Genomic DNA, 15,652 nt, shown 5'->3' on the forward strand with positions numbered 1-15,652 from the left:
CGGAACAACACCCACAACTCATCCGGCACCAGCCGCTCAACCAAATCCGTCATGCACGGTTCAACGAACGATCACGCCATAAGAAACGATGTCTAAGCCGAGGTCAGACGCCGCGACACTCGGCGACACCGCGAGGCTCCGGCCGGTCGGGCGAGGCGACGGCGCAGTCCACCAGGAGGTGAAGCCTGGTGGCCAGACGGGTGGTCTCAGCGCCAGTCGTCGATCACATAGGCGTCGGGGTGGCTGTAACCGGGCTCGTTGGGGCGGTGCATCGTCACGCCCTGCAACCCAGTGCGGAAACCGCGGTCGATCATGCGCCCATAGGCATCCGGGCGTCCCAGGTTCATCCCGGCGTCCAGCTGACTCAGCCCGCGCTCGGCCGCCAGTTGCTCACATGCGTCGAGCAGTCGCTCGAAGCGGTCGGCGGCCTCCGGGTCCAGGGCGTACGGTTCCGAATTTGACGAAGCACACGTCCTCGCCGGCCTCCGACCCGGCTCCGCAGAGGCAGACGGCCAGGCCATCGAGCTCGGAGCCGCCGCCCTGGAGCAGGATGGTGTCACCGAGTCCCTGCGTGTGCACGGCGACGATCTCCCGTTCCAGGTCCAGGCCCTCGTACACGGCCCCGGTCAGTGCGCGACAGGCACTGAGGCAGGCGGGCTGCTCGGCGGCAGGCAGCTCGCTGTACATCACCCGGCCGGGGACCGCGGAGCTGCCCGCGACTTGCTTCTTCATTACAGCCGTGAGGAATCGGGGCCAGAAACCGTACTTGCGGTAGAGCTCAAGGTGCTTGGGACTGTGCGAGAAGGTGAACAGGCCCAGGTGGCGGTTCCCCCAGGTGTCGAAGCAGTCCATGACCGGATCCATGAGGCGCTTGCCGACGCCCTGGTCCCACAGGTCCGGACGCACGGTCAACGGTCCGAAGTACCCGACGCTGCCCCAGTTGGCAGCGTAGTTCGATCCGGCCAGTTCACCCTCGATCGTCGCTGCGAAGGCCGCTTGCGGATCGGCCGCCCAGCGTGTGCGGACGTAATCGGCGGTCTCGAAGAACGTCTTCGGCTCGGGGACCCCGAGGAACGTCCCGAAGGCGACCCGGAAGATCTCATCTGCCTGATCCAGGTCCGCCTCGGCCAACGGGCGGACTGACACCAGGCCCGCGACGGTCCTCCGCTCCGCTGCCGGTGAGGTCATCGCTCTCTCCTTCTCGGACCCCCGTTTGATCACACCACGAGCAGCACCGCATGGCGATGTGAAGGATCCGCCGACAGCGGAGGCCGGTGACCAGGCCCGTTTGCCCCGCCCGTGAGCGCAGGGCGCCGACACCGATCACCCGGGTCGGATCAGTGCTCGGGTGAGTTCGCGATTGGCTGCCCGTGCTGCTTGCAGGTCTTCCGTTCGTTCGTCGAGCTGGCCCTGCAGATCGACTACTTGCTGCTGTCCCTGCCCGCGGACCAGCTGCACCGCCTGGACAAGGCAGCGAAGATCCTCGCCGACCAGTCCACCACGGTGCTGCTGTCCCTGCTCCTCGCCGGGAACCCGCCCGTGGAACCCATCCGCGCGCCACAGCACCGGATCGCCGTCGTCCCGCCCCACGGCGTACTCCAACGCCAGCCAGCGCCCGGCGCCCACCGCCCCACACCCGTCATCCTGCGAGGACCCGCCGGATCCCGGCCCCGGGCACCAGAGAAAGAAGAGGCGACCACCCCTGCTCCCACCGCGCCCCACACGGCACCAGACGCCCCGCCCGCCGAGTGGAACGACCTCTTCGCCGGACGCGAAGACGACGTCGTCACCCTCGAACCCATCGACGCCGGCTACGCCACCGCCCCCTAGACCTGTTCTGACAGTCGGCTCCGCCCCTCGCCCCGCATCGTGATGATCCCGGTGTGGGACGAGGGGATCCTTCTTCAACTCCCTCGTCTGCGATCAGGTCGGAAGTTGAACTCATTGGGTTGGGCGCTGCGGGGTGCTGGACACCCCTGCCTCCCGGCCGCTGAGCGAGGCGTCCAGGGTCTCCTGGGCCGTGCGCATCGCCTCGGCGTACTTCGGCTCGGACATTCGCTGCCAGGCCAGGTCCGGTGCGATGTGCTCGACCCGGCTCATCACCCACCAGATGTTGCCGAACGGGTCCCGCACCCTGCCGCCCCGATCCCCCCACGCACTGTCGGCGGCCTCGGTGATCACTTGTGCCCCGTGCGCAACAGCAGCAGCCATGGCGGCGTCCGCGTCCGGGACATAGACCCGCAACAGGGAGGGCATCACCGGCCAGTCAGGCCGTCGGTCGAAGGCCAGCACGACCGTGTCGCCGACTCGGATCTCGCCGTGACCGATGCTGCCGTCCTCGACCGGCACCCGTGCAATCTCTTCGCCGTCGAAAGCGAGGGTGATGAAGTCGAGCAGTGCGCCGGTGTCGTCGGTGACCACCCACGGTGCAACGCTGGTGTAGCCCTCGGGTGCAGTCTGACTCATCGGTGTCGTCCCTTCCTGTGGTCTTCGTGACGTGACGACATTACGGATCAACTAGGACAGTTTTGTTCCTAGATGAGCCCGGAATCAGCGCCACCCCCGTCAGCGCCCTGGTCATAGCCGTCCTCCCTCCAGAACCTCGTGCTGAGGATGAAAAGGGCTCAGTCGTCACCAGCACTACGGTCCGGGCTCGTTCGGATGCGCGCGGGACGGGAAAGGTGACCCGGCCGATAAGCACCATCAGGGGAAACGGCTGGGCGTGACAGGCACCGCGGCCCCCGTGGACCAGGTGGTCAAGTGAAGTGCACAGGGCGAGGGCCCCGGGACGCCCCCATGCCCCCGGAGCCCTCACCTTGACCAGGAACAGCCGGCCCTTGCACCTGCGCAGCACGCCCCCCGGAAGCACCGGAGAGGGAACTCATGCCCAAGTCCGACGCCGGGCAGGTCGCCCGCGCCGCCCGCGAGATCAGCGACCTCATCCACACCAGCCCGGACGGCTCCGTACCCGAAGACGCCATCACCACCCTCCTCGGCCAGTACCCCCACCACATCATCCGAGCAGCCATCGGCCGCATCGACGGCGCCAACATCAAGATCACCAACGCGTGGGAATAGCGATCCCCACCGGCACCGAAACCCACCCCCGCCCCGGGGCTTACCAGAGCCTCTACCCCGGCACGGGCCCTCCCCCGGGCCCGAGCCGGGAAGGCTTCCCAAAGGGCACCTCCGACACCCTCCCGCCCACCTCCCCGGGTTCGTCGGCAATCCCCGTACCCCCTGCCTCCACCGACGGGGGCACGCTCAGCGGGTCATGACGTAGATGACCACGGCCAGCGGCGCGGGGCAGGCCAGGGCGCCCAGGAGAGTGAAGCGGGCCTCGCGCGACAGACGCCGGATGCCAGGAGCGAAGTAGAGCAGGGTGAAGACCGTGCCCGCGCCACCGACGATGTACACCGGCCAGAGCATCACTTCCGTCATGTCCCCACCCGTCGCCGCGCCCAACAGGCTGAGCACAGCCACGACGAAAAGGATCAACCCCACTGCCGACCCGGTAACGGCCCAAAGGACCGCTGCGGCCACCACGAGGGCGCGGTTCGGCACAGCCGTCCTCTGACGTGCGGATACTGCGAACATGTCGGACTCCCTGGCGCTGACCTGTGGTGACGCACCAAGTCTGCAAGGCCGGCGACACCGGGGGGATGAGTGCAGGTACTCAGAACGCGGCGGCCGGATGCTCAGTAACGCCTGACACGGGTCGCCAACCGCCTGCCTGCGATGCACCGCTTCCATGTCAGTACACGACCTTCGCACATACCGCCCGGTGGCAGTGCCACTGCCTCTGCGGCACAGCTCAGGGGCCCACAAGTCCGCGATCGGCACGCTGGACGAGCGTTCCAGCCGCTTCGTCGCCCTCGTCCACCTGCCCGACGGCCGCCAGCCCGCCCAGATGCGCGCTGCGCTCATCCAGTCCGTCTCAACCCTGCCGGCCCAACTCAGACGCCTCTCACCTGGGACCAGGGCTCTGAGATGCATCTGCACAAGGAGTGCAGCACCGCCACGGACATGCCGGTCTTCTTCTGCGATCCGGGCAGTCCCTGGCAGCGCGGTTCGAAGGAGAACACCAACGGCCTGCTCCGGCAGTACTTCTCGAAGGGCACCGACCTGTCCCGCTACAGCCGGGACGACCTGGACGCCGTCGCCGCCGAGCTCAACAGCCGGCCACGCAAAACGCCCGACTGGGAAACCCCAGCCGAGCGTCTCGCTAAGCTCCTGGCGACAGCCAGTTGATCACTGTTTTGCTACGACCCTTGGAATTCGCCGTTGCACGGCGGGGGCTTCGGCATGCTGACGATGTGAATCCTCGGCCATCGAATAGCGAGAGCGGCACTGCCGACCAGGCCATCGGCAGCCTGGGACGCAAAGTCGAGGATTCACAGTTGCATGCTTATAAGCAGTAGCGGTCCGGTCGACCAAACAACAGTCACTTCGACTCCTCAGAAATGTTTCCCCCTCGGAGGATTCTCACCTTGGTGAGCGCCAGGGCATAGATTCCGCCGAGGAAAAATGTCGCCAGGTACTGCGCCCAGGTGGCGTCCTGGAGAGCCCGGTTGGTCATGACGAGCACGACGCCCCAGACGAGAGTGAATGCAATCTTGGCCATGGCCGTCCTACCTTAGGCGAGAGCCGAGAGGCAGCCAGTGGCCCCTGCGACGACGGTTTTCGCAGCTATGTCCTTCGCTACGTCCTTGCTCACGAAGCGCCCGACAATCAGGGCACCCGCACCACCGATGGCACCCTTGATCAGGCATTCCCTCACCATCTGGTTCATCTTGGTGTGCGTCATCAGGTACTCGCAGTCCCGCTTACTCTTGGACATGATGCAGATGGAGCGGGCTTCTTCGAGCGGGTTCACCCGAGCGGACTGAACCACGGGCCGCGGACCTGAGTCGGCGTATGCCACGCCGACCCCGCCCGCCATGATGACGCTGCTGGCCAGGACCATCGACAGGATGCCCGAAGTAGTGTTCTTCGTTGTTCAATTTCCCCGATCCATCAATTATTCGACGCGGGCCTGGCCAGGACCCGCGCCTTCGATCGAGATGAATGTAGTCGGCAATTACGCCACCGAGGAACCCATTTGAGGAAACTCTGAGCTTGATCCACTGCGAACCTCGTACAGCTCGACGGGTTAATTCTCGCCACTCCATCGGGAATCAGCCTCCACGGCACCCGGCAACTCGCCGCGGAGGCTGAATCAGTGGCGGAGAGCGACCCGGATGTATTGGTCGTGCTCGACGCCGCTACGACGCACCCCGTATCGCACATCCCTCGCCGACCCCCGACTTCGACCGGATACAGCAGCAGATCGAACGTCTCGGCGGCTGCACCGAACCTGTCCGCCTCACCGGCCAGAGCACCACCGTCGATGCCGCGACCGGCGCGGTCTGCGCTCCTACGCCTCTTCGGACGAGCCCACGGGCAGCCTGCTCACCACGTGCGTAACCGCCGCTGCTCCCGCTGCCCGGCCTCCTCCCGCCTTTGCGCCGCCGACACCGACCCACATTTACTGGACTGGGCCCAAACATTGGGGCACCTCAGCCACGCCGGGGTGGAGTGCACGGGCCATACGGCGCCGCGCTCAGCCGGTATCTCCGCAGTCAGGGCGTCACTGTCTTCAAGGTCTATCAGCCCGAGAAGGCCACTCGTCGGCGCCGCGGCAAGAGCGACATCATCGACGCTGAGGCCGCAGCCCGCGCAGTGATCACCGGCAGGGCGACCGCGAAGGCCGGTGACGGGCCCGTGGAGATGCTCGGGCTGTTCAAGATGGCCAAGGCCTCCGCGATCAAGTCCCGGGCTCAGGCGATCAACCAGCTCAAGGCCGTTCTCGTGGCCACCGATCCCGAGCTCCGCGAGTCACTGGCCTGCCTGAGCAACCCGAAACTGATACGCGCCTGCGCCGGGCTCGACGGCTCGGCCCCCGCTCCCCCGGAACGGACGGCGCCGCCGCCCGCACGCTCAAGCTTCTGGCCCGGCGGATTCAGCACCTCACCGAGGAGATCGAAGACTTCACCACGCGGATCAGAGACGTCATCACGCAGCACAACCCGCAGCTCCTGGGGTGCTACGGCGTCGGCCCGGACACCGCCGCGACCCTTCTGATCGCAGCGGGCGACAACCCGGAACGGCGCCAACTCCGCCTCTATACCGTCGTGCGTGGCCCGTCTCCGCTGGGACACCCGCACTCGCGGCTACGTCGACAGGCGCGTCTCCGAAGGCAAGACCCAACGCGAAGCACTCCGCTGCCTCAAACGCTACGTCGCACGCGAGATCCACCGGCTGATCACCCTTGCCAGCGCAGGCCCACACACCCACCTCCTGGCAGCTTGACACCCATAGGGGCATCAAGCGGGCCTACGTCTTTCACGGGACGGTCACCGTCGCCTCGATCCGGCTCTGGCTGCGCACGTGAGCCTCGCTCGCCTCTACTCCAGCATGCGTTCCGCGTCATCCGGAACCCAGGGAAAGGGGACGTCGGGCCACCGTGTGGAGGCCCACGCGTCGAGATCGACAGCGAGAACGGCATCCATGAAGGCCTGCGGCGGTCGGTAGCCGTGGGCGGTGACGTAGTGCGCGATCAGGAACGGAGCGGCATAAGCGATGCCGGGCCCGCCCGGAATCCGCACCTCCCCGTTCCCTTCCGGAGCCTCATCCTCAGGACACGGGTCGCACTCGTGTACCCCGAGGCAGACGTTCATCCGCTGGACCTCCCGAACAGCCTTCAGCCGCACTGCTTTGTTGAGCCCACGCGATTCCACGACCCATCGGACACGACCTAACGGCAGCCGAACGAATTCGACGAGCACGGCCAGGTGACGGCCCTGTCCATCAACCACCGCCGATCGCTGCGTGCGGATAGCGCTACCGGAGGCTCGTACGCTCCGTGCTGAATGTGCGGTCAGCGCCTGGCGTGGGTATGGCAGCGCTCGTTCCATCTGTCGGGAAATCCATCCTGGTCACACCTGGAAGTGGTAGCAGCTGGAACCTGCGGCCTTCGATTCCAGCTCGGGAACGTCGTTACGCAACTCGAAGAACGTGCGCTCCGGAGCCCCGGAGAAGGCCTTCAGCGCGTCGTCGGACACCTCGATGCAGAACGCCTTCGTGATCGGCTCCCGGCTGCTGGCTCGGTGCAGGATGAGGGATCCCTCGTAGCGGCCCTTCCCGAACGCCCAATCGTTGGCGTGGAACAAGATCGTCGGCTGCTGAGGCTTGTCCTGGCTGACCACCAACGGCGTGGGGTCGGCGACTCTGCGGTAGTTGACCTGGTTCGCTTCGAAGTCGTACACCCAGTCACCGGACTCGTTCCAGTAGAACGAGGGAACTCTGACACCTGCGTCAGCGGGATTCAGCTTCAGGCCCGCGTCAGTGATGACCTCGACGTCCTCGGTGCGGATCCGGGTCGAGATCGTAGGCTGCAGGAAGAGGTGGACAGTGTGGCCGGGCGCCCGGGGTTCGATCCGTACCAGGTGGGGAAGCTGGACGTCGACTTCCGGCACCCGCTGGAGCGTGGCGAAGTTGTAGAGCGAGATACCCAGTGCCACAAGACCGGTAGCAGTCGTGATCCACAGATGAGCAACCTCAAAGCGGCCACGGTGAGCGCTTCGTTCACTGTTCATTGCAATGCTCCTCGAGCCCCTGCGGACAGTAGCCATGCTGTCCGCTGCGATGCGTGCCAGCCGCAACCTCACCCACACACGAGCGTGCCGTTAGCCGATCCAGCCCTATCCGACAGCCCTTTCCCGTGTCCCGCCTAATGTCGCCGACGGCCGGGTCTATCAAACGGCGCCGCGTGCGTCGCCGTCCCGAGCGTCATCCGTACCGGAACGCACGTCGGGCTCTTCAGCGCCGGCCTGGGTCAGTAGCCCTCTATGCGCGATGGCCCCACCCGGGTCCTCGGGGCCCTCGCGCAGCAACGCGGTCCGCACTGACGCTTCGGATGTCGCCGAGCACTGACAATGTCGGGCTCTGGCACTGATCTTGTGGCCGTTATCCGTGTGTGCCTCACCCGTGTCGACCGTCACGAGAACACAGCCAGCACTTCGTGGTTGAGCTCCACCACGCGAAGATCGCTCCATGGACCACGTCATCGACCTCGACCAAGCTGCCGCCGAGATCACCGCACGCCTTCCTGCCTGGACTGCGTCCGAATTGAGCCCCAGACCGATCACCTGGCGGGACGAGGCCGCTCCCTGGCCTCAGCGGTTGGAGACCGACCGGGCCCTCGTCACCGACCCGGATTCGATCGGCGTACGCATCCTGGGCACCGACGGTTGGACCGAGGTGCACCTCGTCCTGTACCGCGGCGGCTGGGCAGACCTCGACGCACTGACCGACAACGAAGTCACCACTGAATGCCCGCAGATCACCACCCCGGAGGAGTTCGGCAACCTCCTCGACTCCTTCGTCTCACGCCTCCTGGGCACCGGCTGGCGTCCGGCCACCTGACGAGGTCGTGTCCGGCGCTGATGGCCTCGCGACGGTCCGTAGATCAAAGGGCGTGGAGGACCCGGATTGGCAGAAAGTCGAAGTTCGCTCGGCCGAACATCTGCCGTTTCAGCATCTTGATCTTGTTGACGGTGCCCTCCACTGCGCCGGAACTGTGGGACAACGTGAGCCCGGCGGAGACTGCCGCGTGGTCGTGTCGCAGGCCGCGGGCGAAGGAACAGAGGTCGGGCAGTTGGTCTGCCGTGGCTGCGGCGATCCAGTCGTCGAGTCGGTGTCCTTCCCGGTTGGTCATCCTCGACTGAACCCGTCTACCAGAGTGTCGAGTTGGGGCATCTGTGGCTTGAATGGCAGTCGACGCAGCGGTCGGCAAATGGCAAAATTCGCTGCCTTGTGTGACCGATCGGGGGGCAGGGCGTTGGAACGTCTAGGCGCGGGGGATCCGGAGCGGGTCGGGTCATATGTGTTGCTTGGCAGCCTCGGGAGGGACGGGACGGGTTCGGTGTACGTAGGGCGGTCGCCAGCGGGGGCGACCGTTGCGGTCGAGGTGGTGCACGCGGACCTGGCCGGTGATCCCGACTTCCGGGCTCGGTTCGGGGCCGCGGTAACGGCCGCGCGCACGGTGGCAGGGGGTCATGTCGCCCAAGTGGTGGACGCCGACCCGGAGGGGTCCGCGCCATGGGTGGCCACCTCGCTACCCGCTGGACTGACACTCAGCCAGGCCGTCGTGTCGCACGGCCCCTTACCTGAACAGGCCCTACGCGTGCTGGCTGCGGGGATCGCGGAAGCACTGGCTACCGTTCACGCTGTGGGTCTGGCGCACGGCGCCCTCCGGCCGGACAACGTGCTTTTGGCGCAGGAGGGGCCGTGCATGATTGCCTGGGTGATTCCCCGGCAGGCGACCCCGGCCGACGACGTTTCCTCCTTCGGTGCGGCACTGGTGTTCGCGGCGTCCGGGCGGGAGCCATCTGGGCCGGGTGCCGCCGATGACGGGGTCTCGGCCGTGCCGGCGTCGCTTCGGGCCCTCGTTGGTCGCTGTCTGGCCGTTGACCCTCAAGCCCGACCGCAGGTCGCAGAGTTGATTGATCAACTGGCCCGTACCGGAGCTCCGCTGCCTGCCGGCGACTGGTTGCCGCCGGCGCTCATGGATGAGGTGGCGGCGGCCGTCCGCGGGGGCACAGCACCCTCCGCTGTGCCCCCCAGGCCGAGCCATCCCCCAGCGGTGCCCTCTTTGCCTGTGGAGGGAGCCGGGATCAGCCGGAGGAACGTGCTCGTCGGTCTGGCGGGCGGTGCCCTCGTCCTCGGCGGTGTCGCCGTCGCGGTCGCCCGGTCCGGCGGATCGTCCCCCGAGCCGTTGCCGGCGCCCCTGCCTTCCTCCAGCTCCTCCGCCATCCCTTCCGCCAGCCCGCCCCAGGGCTCTGGGTCGCCATCTTCGTCGGAACCGCCCCCGCTTCCTCTCTCCGCCCCGGACGCGACCCCGGCGTGGTCGGTCACCGTGGACTCGGTGCCCACGGCGCTGGTGGCCTCCGACAAGGTGGTCGCACTCGTCACCGAGCAGTCGACGAGCTTCCTGGACTCAGCCGGCAAGCCGGTGTTCACCCCGCTGAAGGTCGGCAACATGAGTTTGGGCTTCCGCTCCCTCACGGCGTTCGCCGACGGCGTGTTCTACATCTCGGGCCTGACGCAGAAGGGAAGCGTGCGCTCGCTGGGGGCGGTCGACGCCGCCACGGGGAAGGCCAAATGGGTCGTGTCTGTGGAGGACTCCGAGGGCGACATCCGCAATGTTCCCGCTTATGTGGGTGTCGGTGGAGGCAACGTCTACGTGGGCGGGAGTTACACGGGCTCGCTGGAGTCCGACATGATCGGCTATATCCGGGCCTTCGACATCGCCACTGGGAAGGAGCAGTGGCAGACCAAGGGCAGCGACATCAACAACGTGCTCGTTCCCCCGTCGGGCCGCTATCTGCTGGCCGGTTCCGGGAAGGCGCAGGAGAAGACCAGCCAGGTCCTGATGATCGACCCCGCCGGAAAGGGGACCCGGGGATGGAAGAAGCCTGTCCCCCTCGCCCGCTACGGCCAGGCGGGCTGGCCGCTGACCAGCTACGCCGACGGGCTGTTCATCTTCGGACGAGAGAAGATCCTCGCCGTCGACCAGGCCACCGGCGAGGAGAAGTGGCGCTTGGCGGCGGGGCCGGACCAGCCCGATGTCCGGTTCGGTACTCCGATCCCCAGTACGGACGGCAAGACGGTTTACATCCCTGTAGGACAGGACCTCGTCGCCCTGAACGCCGCGGACGGCAGCGTGAAATGGATGGCGGTACTCCCGGAGCACGTCGTGTTCACGGCCAGCAGCGGCCTGGGACTGGGCGGCCCGGGCGCGTGGTGCTCAGCCGATACCGTCTTCGCCACCGACTCCACCAAGACCTTGTGGGCAATCGACGCGGCGACGGGCAAGGCCCGGTGGAAGTACACCGATCCCGGACAGCCGGACACCGGGTTCACGTGGACCGTCGGCGGCGACCGGGTCTGGATCTCGTCGAACCTGACCGTGACCGCGATCTCCGCCCACGGGTAGCCGGACTCGAGACCTCGTACCCGCAACGGCAGGAAACTTAAGAGATCGAACCGTAGGGGGAAGAACATGGAGCCGAGCCTAGACGTGACCGTGCTGGCATCCGCCGCCGCCGCACGGTTGATCGACCTACTGGCCACGGACGGCTGGACCGCGGCCAGGGCCGCCATGGCGTCGCTGTGGCGACGAGGGCACCCGGGGCGGGTGGAGGCCGAACTCACCGAGGCCCGCGCCGAACTGCTCCAGGACGAGGCCTCGGACGGCGGCCCGGAGATCCGGACGCTATTGGTGGCCGAGTGGCAGGCCCGGCTCGCCCGGCTACTGGCCACACACCCCGACCTCATCGACGAGTTGCGCGAGCTGGTCGGTGAACTCCTCCGTGATGCCGGCACAGCGGAAGGCCAGACGGTCGGCTCCTTGCACCAGGAGGCGCACGTCACCGATGGAGACGCCTACCTGGCCGGGCGCGACATCTCGATCACCAAGGACCGGGAATGACGGGGGAGGGCACCGCCCCCGAAAACGACGCTTCACGACCCAATCCGGCTCTTCCGTCGGTACATCAGGAAGCCCATGTCCACCACGGCGACGCGTATATGGCCGGCGGCAACATCACGATCCGCCATCCGGACGGGATCCGTCGCACGGTCGGCCCGGGAGACGACATAGCGTGTCCGTATCCAGGCCTGCAGCCGTTCGAGGCGGGGCAGGAACGGTGGTTCCACGGACGGGACGAGGTGGTCCACCTCGTGTGCCAGCGGCTGGACGCCCGTGTACGCAACGGTGGCCCCCTGGTGCTGATCGGCCCTTCGGGGGCGGGCAAGTCTTCGCTGCTGGCGGCCGGAGTGCTACCCGCCCTGAAGCAGGGCAGAGTGCAGGCCGAGGGCTCTCGCCACTGGCCCCGGCTCCTCCTGACGCCCACGGAGCATCCCGCCGTGGCCCTGGCCGAGACCGCCGGTTTCGTGAATGTGCCGGAGACAGCGGCAGCCTGGCGCGCTGATCCCGGGCAGTGCCTCACTGACCTGCACCGGCTGGCGGTCGGCAAGGGCGACAGAGCGGAAGACGGCGGACACCGGCCGCCGGGCCTGGTCGTGGTGGTCGACCAGTTCGAGGAGGTCTTCACCCTCTGCACCGAGGAGTCCGAGCGGGAGTGGTTTGTTGACCTGCTGGACCGGCTGGCAAGGCCGCCGAGCCCCCGGGCGCAGGCACCCTCGGTCCTCGTGGTGCTGGGAGTCCGGGCGGACTTCTACACGGCCTGCGTGGACCGTCCACAACTGCGCGAAGCCCTCCGAGCCGAGCCGGTGCTGCTGGACCCAATGACCGAGGCCGAGCTCAGGCAGGCGATTCTTGCTCCCGCCCGAGACGTGGGGCTGGAGATCGAGGACGGTCTGGTCGAGCTGCTGCTCGCCGATCTGGGCTCCGTGGGGCCGGCCGCCGGGCCGGACGGAGAACGGGCCACGGGAACGTACGCGGGGAGGCTGCCGTTACTCGCGCATGCCCTGCGGGCCACGCACGGCACGCGCAGCAACAATCTCCTGACCGTGGACGGGTACCGCACCACCGGCGGGATCCACCAAGCCATCGCCAACACGGCCGAAGGGATCTTCGGGAAGCTGCCACCCACAGTTCATGATGTTCCGGAGGTGGCCCGGTCGGTGTTCATGCGGCTGGTCGTCGTGGGCCGCGATGCCGACGACGCACGCCGCCACATTCCGTACGACGAGCTGCTCCGCGCCTCGGCCAGACCCGACCTGGCCGCGCAGGTCATCAGCGAGTTCACCAGGGGCAGGCTCCTCACCCTCGACCGGGACTCCGTGGCCATCACCCATGAGGCACTGATGCGCGCCTGGCCACGGCTGCGCGGATGGATCGAACAGGACCGGGCCGGCCACCTGGTCCGCCAAGACCTGGAGGAGGCCGCGAGCGCCTGGACCCGGGCCAACCGGGATCCCGGCCTGTTGCACCGCGGCAACCGCCTGGAGGCGGCCCGGAACTGGGCCTCGGGCCGTGAGAACGAGGTCACCGACGGCATGAGGGCGTTCCTCGGCGCCTCCGGTCAGCGGGAACGGCGGCGCCGCGTACGGCGCCGCACCACGTGGACCGTTCTGACGACCCTGACACTCCTCGCGTCGGTGGCGGCCGGCTTCGCGCTCAGGCAGGACGCCCGCGCCCGGGCCTCCGCCACGGAGGCCCTGCGCGAACGCGACCAGGCGATCACCGCACGGGTCACCGCCGAGGCCCTGCGGCTGGCGCCCGCCGATCCTTCCCTGGCGGCTCAGCTCAGTCTCGTCGCCTACCGCATGGCGCCGGATGCCGACGCGGCCTCACGCCTGCTGAGCACGCAGAACACACCGCTGGCCACTAGACTTCCCGGTACTACTGCATCGCTCCACACGGTGGCCTACAGCCCTGACGGGAACACGCTGGCGACCGGGACCGTCTACGAGAACACCGTGCGGTTGTGGGACGTTCGGGACCCGGGCCGCCCACGTACCCTGGTTCCCCGGCTGCCCATGGACAGCGCTGTGGACTCCGTGCTGTCGGTGGCGTTCAGTCCGGACGGACGCACGCTGGCCGTGGCTGGGCACACCGGTGACCACACCAGAAACAGCTGGGCCGGGGGCGGCTTCGTCGATCTGTGGAACGTGACCGACCCGGAACACCCCTCCGCGCTGGGCAGGCCGGTGAGCACCGATCTCACCTCCGTCACCTCGGTGGCGTTCAGCCCCGACGGGCACACCCTGGCGGCAGCGGTCTTCGGCGAGATCAGCCTGTGGAACGTGACCCGCCCCGCTGCCGCCACCCCGCTGGGGGAGGTCCCAGGAGCCTCCGCCAAGATCAGCTCCGTGGGGTTCGCCCCGGACGGGCGCACCCTGGCCGTCGGCGGCGCCGCCGGTGTCCGACTGTGGAACGTATCCCGGCCCGAGGCCCCCGCCTCACTGGGCCAGCCGCTGACAGGCTCCGGCAGCGAGGTGACCTCGGTGGCGTTCAGCCCCGACGGACAGACCATCGCCGCGGGCAGCGCCGACAACACCGTCCACCGCTGGAACCTGGCAGATCCGCAGCACCCGTCCTCCCCCGGACCACCCCTGACGGGTCCCACGAGCAGCGTGACCTCGGTGGCATTCAGCCCCGACGGACAGACCATCGCCGGGGGCAGCGCGGACAACACCGTCCACCGCTGGAACGTGGCCCTGCCGCAGCGCCCATACTCTCTCGGTCTGCCACTGGCCGGCCCCAGCAACAGCGTGATGTCCGTGGCGTTCAGCCCCGACGGACGCAGGCTGGCCGCAGGCAACGCCGACGGCGCCGTGGACCTGTGGAGTCTGCCAGCGACCGTGCTGATCGGAGCCGGTGGCAACGTCACGTCGGTCGCGTTCGCCGCGGACGGGCGCACCCTGGCCGCGGGCAACCAGAACGGAACGGTCAGCATGTGGAACACCACCGATCGCAACCGTCCGACGCCACTCGGACCACCAATCACCGGACCCGGCGGGCCGGTCCTCTCGGTGAGGTTCGGCCCTGACGGGCACACGCTCGCCGTAGGCGGCCGGGACGGCACGGTGAGCCTGTGGAACACGGCCGACCCCGGCCACCCGGCCTCCCTCGGGCAGCCGCTGACCGGACCCCGCGGACCAGTCCACGCGATGGCGTTCAGCCCGGACGGACGCACGCTCGCCGCGGCCGGTGACGATCCCTCCGGCACCATCCAGCTGTGGGACGTGACCAAGCCGAGCGCGCCCCAGCCGATGGCATCCGGCGTCGGCGACGGCACCCGCTCCGTATGGTCCTTGGCGTTCGCCGCCGACGGCCGGACGGTGGCCGTCGGCGGTGACGTGAGCAACGGCAAGGTTGGCGTGTGGCGGATGTCCGACAGCCGACTCGTCCGCCTCGGCCAACCCCTCGGCCAGCCTGACGGCACCTCCGCCTCGCTGGAGTTCAGTCCCGATGGGCACACGCTGGCTGTCGGCAACAGCGCCGGCACAGTGAACCTGTGGAACATGACCGACCCGCACCACCCCGCATCCCGGGGCAAGCCCTTGGCGGTGGCGGCCGGCCCCATCACCTCCGTGGCGTTCAGCCCCGACGGGCGGACCCTCGCGGTCGGCGGCCTGAGCAGCAACGGCACCGTGAGCCGGTGGGACATGACCGACCCGGACCGCCCCTCTCCCCTCGGCCAGCCATTGCCCCTGACCACCGGTCCCGTCCACGCCGTGACCTTCGCTCCGGACGGGCACACCCTCGCTGTCACGAGCGACGATGGTGTCGTCGGCGTGTGGAGCCTGACCGTCGACGAGGCGATCCGACGCATCTGTGCCGGCAGCACAGGCGCTCTCGGCCCCCATCAGTGGAGCCGCTTCATCCCCCAGCTCCCGTACGCCCCGCCGTGCCCGGACTCAGGCGGCACCGGTTCGCTACCCCAGGCATCCAGACCTTCCCGATGACTTGTTCGACGGCCCGGAGGGCCTCGGCGCCCGTTCCTCCCTCGGCCCGCCCTCCCCCGAGCAGCGAGAACGGGGAGCAGAAAACCCGGCCTCCATCAGCTGCGGCTGTCCCGTCTCATTAGATCTTTCAGGGGCGAGGACGTTGACCTGCAGGGCGACAGGTTCTGACAGG

General features: G+C 68.1%; 15 protein-coding genes and 2 pseudogenes. 7 read left to right on the forward strand and 10 right to left on the reverse strand.

Annotated elements, in window-relative coordinates; all coding sequences use genetic code 11:
• Window positions 1-206: 206 nt before the first annotated feature.
• A complete protein-coding gene (locus tag AB0D48_RS34635) occupies window positions 207-347 on the reverse strand; it encodes a hypothetical protein (RefSeq protein WP_362406372.1) in 141 nt (46 codons plus the stop codon).
• Window positions 348-390: 43 nt separating this feature from the next.
• Window positions 391-1,188 (reverse strand): GNAT family N-acetyltransferase, encoded by a 798-nt coding sequence (locus AB0D48_RS34640; RefSeq protein WP_362406375.1) that lies wholly within the window; start codon window positions 1,186-1,188, stop codon window positions 391-393.
• 189 nt (window positions 1,189-1,377) lie between these two features.
• Here AB0D48_RS34640 and AB0D48_RS34645 point away from each other — a divergent pair, with 189 nt between their 5' ends.
• Window positions 1,378-1,830, forward strand: coding sequence for a hypothetical protein (locus AB0D48_RS34645; RefSeq protein WP_362406378.1), 453 nt, complete (start codon window positions 1,378-1,380; stop codon window positions 1,828-1,830).
• A 111-nt stretch (window positions 1,831-1,941) separates the two neighbouring features.
• On the opposite strand, the gene AB0D48_RS34650 is transcribed toward AB0D48_RS34645, so the two are convergent.
• Window positions 1,942-2,466, reverse strand: coding sequence for a VOC family protein (locus tag AB0D48_RS34650; RefSeq protein ID WP_362406381.1), 525 nt, complete (start codon window positions 2,464-2,466; stop codon window positions 1,942-1,944).
• A 417-nt stretch (window positions 2,467-2,883) separates the two neighbouring features.
• Here AB0D48_RS34650 and AB0D48_RS34655 point away from each other — a divergent pair, with 417 nt between their 5' ends.
• Window positions 2,884-3,078: a hypothetical protein gene (locus AB0D48_RS34655; RefSeq protein WP_362406384.1), complete on the forward strand. Its 195-nt coding sequence runs from the start codon at window positions 2,884-2,886 to the stop codon at window positions 3,076-3,078.
• A gap of 186 nt (window positions 3,079-3,264) precedes the next feature.
• Here AB0D48_RS34655 and AB0D48_RS34660 read toward each other — a convergent pair whose 3' ends face one another.
• Window positions 3,265-3,483 (reverse strand): hypothetical protein, encoded by a 219-nt coding sequence (locus AB0D48_RS34660; protein ID WP_362406387.1) that lies wholly within the window; start codon window positions 3,481-3,483, stop codon window positions 3,265-3,267.
• 343 nt (window positions 3,484-3,826) lie between these two features.
• Between AB0D48_RS34660 and AB0D48_RS34665 the strand changes: the two are divergent.
• Window positions 3,827-4,251 (forward strand): annotated as a pseudogene (locus AB0D48_RS34665) (IS30 family transposase); the annotation flags it as partial.
• A 193-nt stretch (window positions 4,252-4,444) separates the two neighbouring features.
• Here the strand turns inward: AB0D48_RS34665 and AB0D48_RS34670 are convergent.
• The 5 genes from AB0D48_RS34670 to AB0D48_RS34690 all read right to left on the reverse strand — a co-directional run bounded on the left by AB0D48_RS34670 (window position 4,445) and on the right by AB0D48_RS34690 (window position 7,637).
• Entirely contained in the window at window positions 4,445-4,624 is a 180-nt protein-coding gene (locus AB0D48_RS34670) for a hypothetical protein (protein ID WP_362406390.1), read from the reverse strand.
• A 12-nt stretch (window positions 4,625-4,636) separates the two neighbouring features.
• Complete coding sequence (locus AB0D48_RS34675) at window positions 4,637-4,840, reverse strand: hypothetical protein (protein WP_362406393.1); 204 nt, start codon at window positions 4,838-4,840, stop codon at window positions 4,637-4,639.
• Window positions 4,841-5,819: 979 nt separating this feature from the next.
• Window positions 5,820-6,065, reverse strand: a complete 246-nt coding sequence (locus tag AB0D48_RS34680) for a hypothetical protein (RefSeq protein WP_362406396.1) — start codon at window positions 6,063-6,065, stop codon at window positions 5,820-5,822.
• Between the two features lie 381 nt (window positions 6,066-6,446).
• Window positions 6,447-6,956 (reverse strand): hypothetical protein, encoded by a 510-nt coding sequence (locus AB0D48_RS34685; RefSeq protein ID WP_362406399.1) that lies wholly within the window; start codon window positions 6,954-6,956, stop codon window positions 6,447-6,449.
• A gap of 21 nt (window positions 6,957-6,977) precedes the next feature.
• The gene (locus AB0D48_RS34690) at window positions 6,978-7,637 is read right to left on the reverse strand and encodes a hypothetical protein (protein ID WP_362406402.1); all 660 of its coding nucleotides are present in this window, start codon (window positions 7,635-7,637) and stop codon (window positions 6,978-6,980) included.
• 457 nt (window positions 7,638-8,094) lie between these two features.
• Between AB0D48_RS34690 and AB0D48_RS34695 the strand changes: the two genes are divergently transcribed.
• Window positions 8,095-8,466: a hypothetical protein gene (locus AB0D48_RS34695; protein WP_362406405.1), complete on the forward strand. Its 372-nt coding sequence runs from the start codon at window positions 8,095-8,097 to the stop codon at window positions 8,464-8,466.
• Between the two features lie 43 nt (window positions 8,467-8,509).
• Here the strand turns inward: AB0D48_RS34695 and AB0D48_RS34700 are convergent.
• Window positions 8,510-8,749, reverse strand: a pseudogene (locus AB0D48_RS34700) (transposase); the annotation flags it as partial.
• 1,218 nt (window positions 8,750-9,967) lie between these two features.
• Between AB0D48_RS34700 and AB0D48_RS34705 the strand changes: the two are divergent.
• The 3 genes from AB0D48_RS34705 to AB0D48_RS34715 all read left to right on the forward strand — a co-directional run bounded on the left by AB0D48_RS34705 (window position 9,968) and on the right by AB0D48_RS34715 (window position 15,480).
• Window positions 9,968-11,038, forward strand: coding sequence for a PQQ-binding-like beta-propeller repeat protein (locus AB0D48_RS34705; protein ID WP_362406408.1), 1,071 nt, complete (start codon window positions 9,968-9,970; stop codon window positions 11,036-11,038).
• A gap of 66 nt (window positions 11,039-11,104) precedes the next feature.
• On the forward strand, window positions 11,105-11,533 hold the full coding sequence (locus tag AB0D48_RS34710) for a hypothetical protein (protein WP_362406411.1): 429 nt from the start codon (window positions 11,105-11,107) through the stop codon (window positions 11,531-11,533).
• A 98-nt stretch (window positions 11,534-11,631) separates the two neighbouring features.
• Window positions 11,632-15,480, forward strand: a complete 3,849-nt coding sequence (locus AB0D48_RS34715) for a WD40 repeat domain-containing protein (protein ID WP_362406414.1) — start codon at window positions 11,632-11,634, stop codon at window positions 15,478-15,480.
• Window positions 15,481-15,652: the final 172 nt, after the last annotated feature.

Origin of the sequence: Streptomyces sp. NPDC048269 (assembly GCF_040652395.1) — a bacterium.
Classification (GTDB): Bacteria; Actinomycetota; Actinomycetes; order Streptomycetales; family Streptomycetaceae; genus Streptomyces.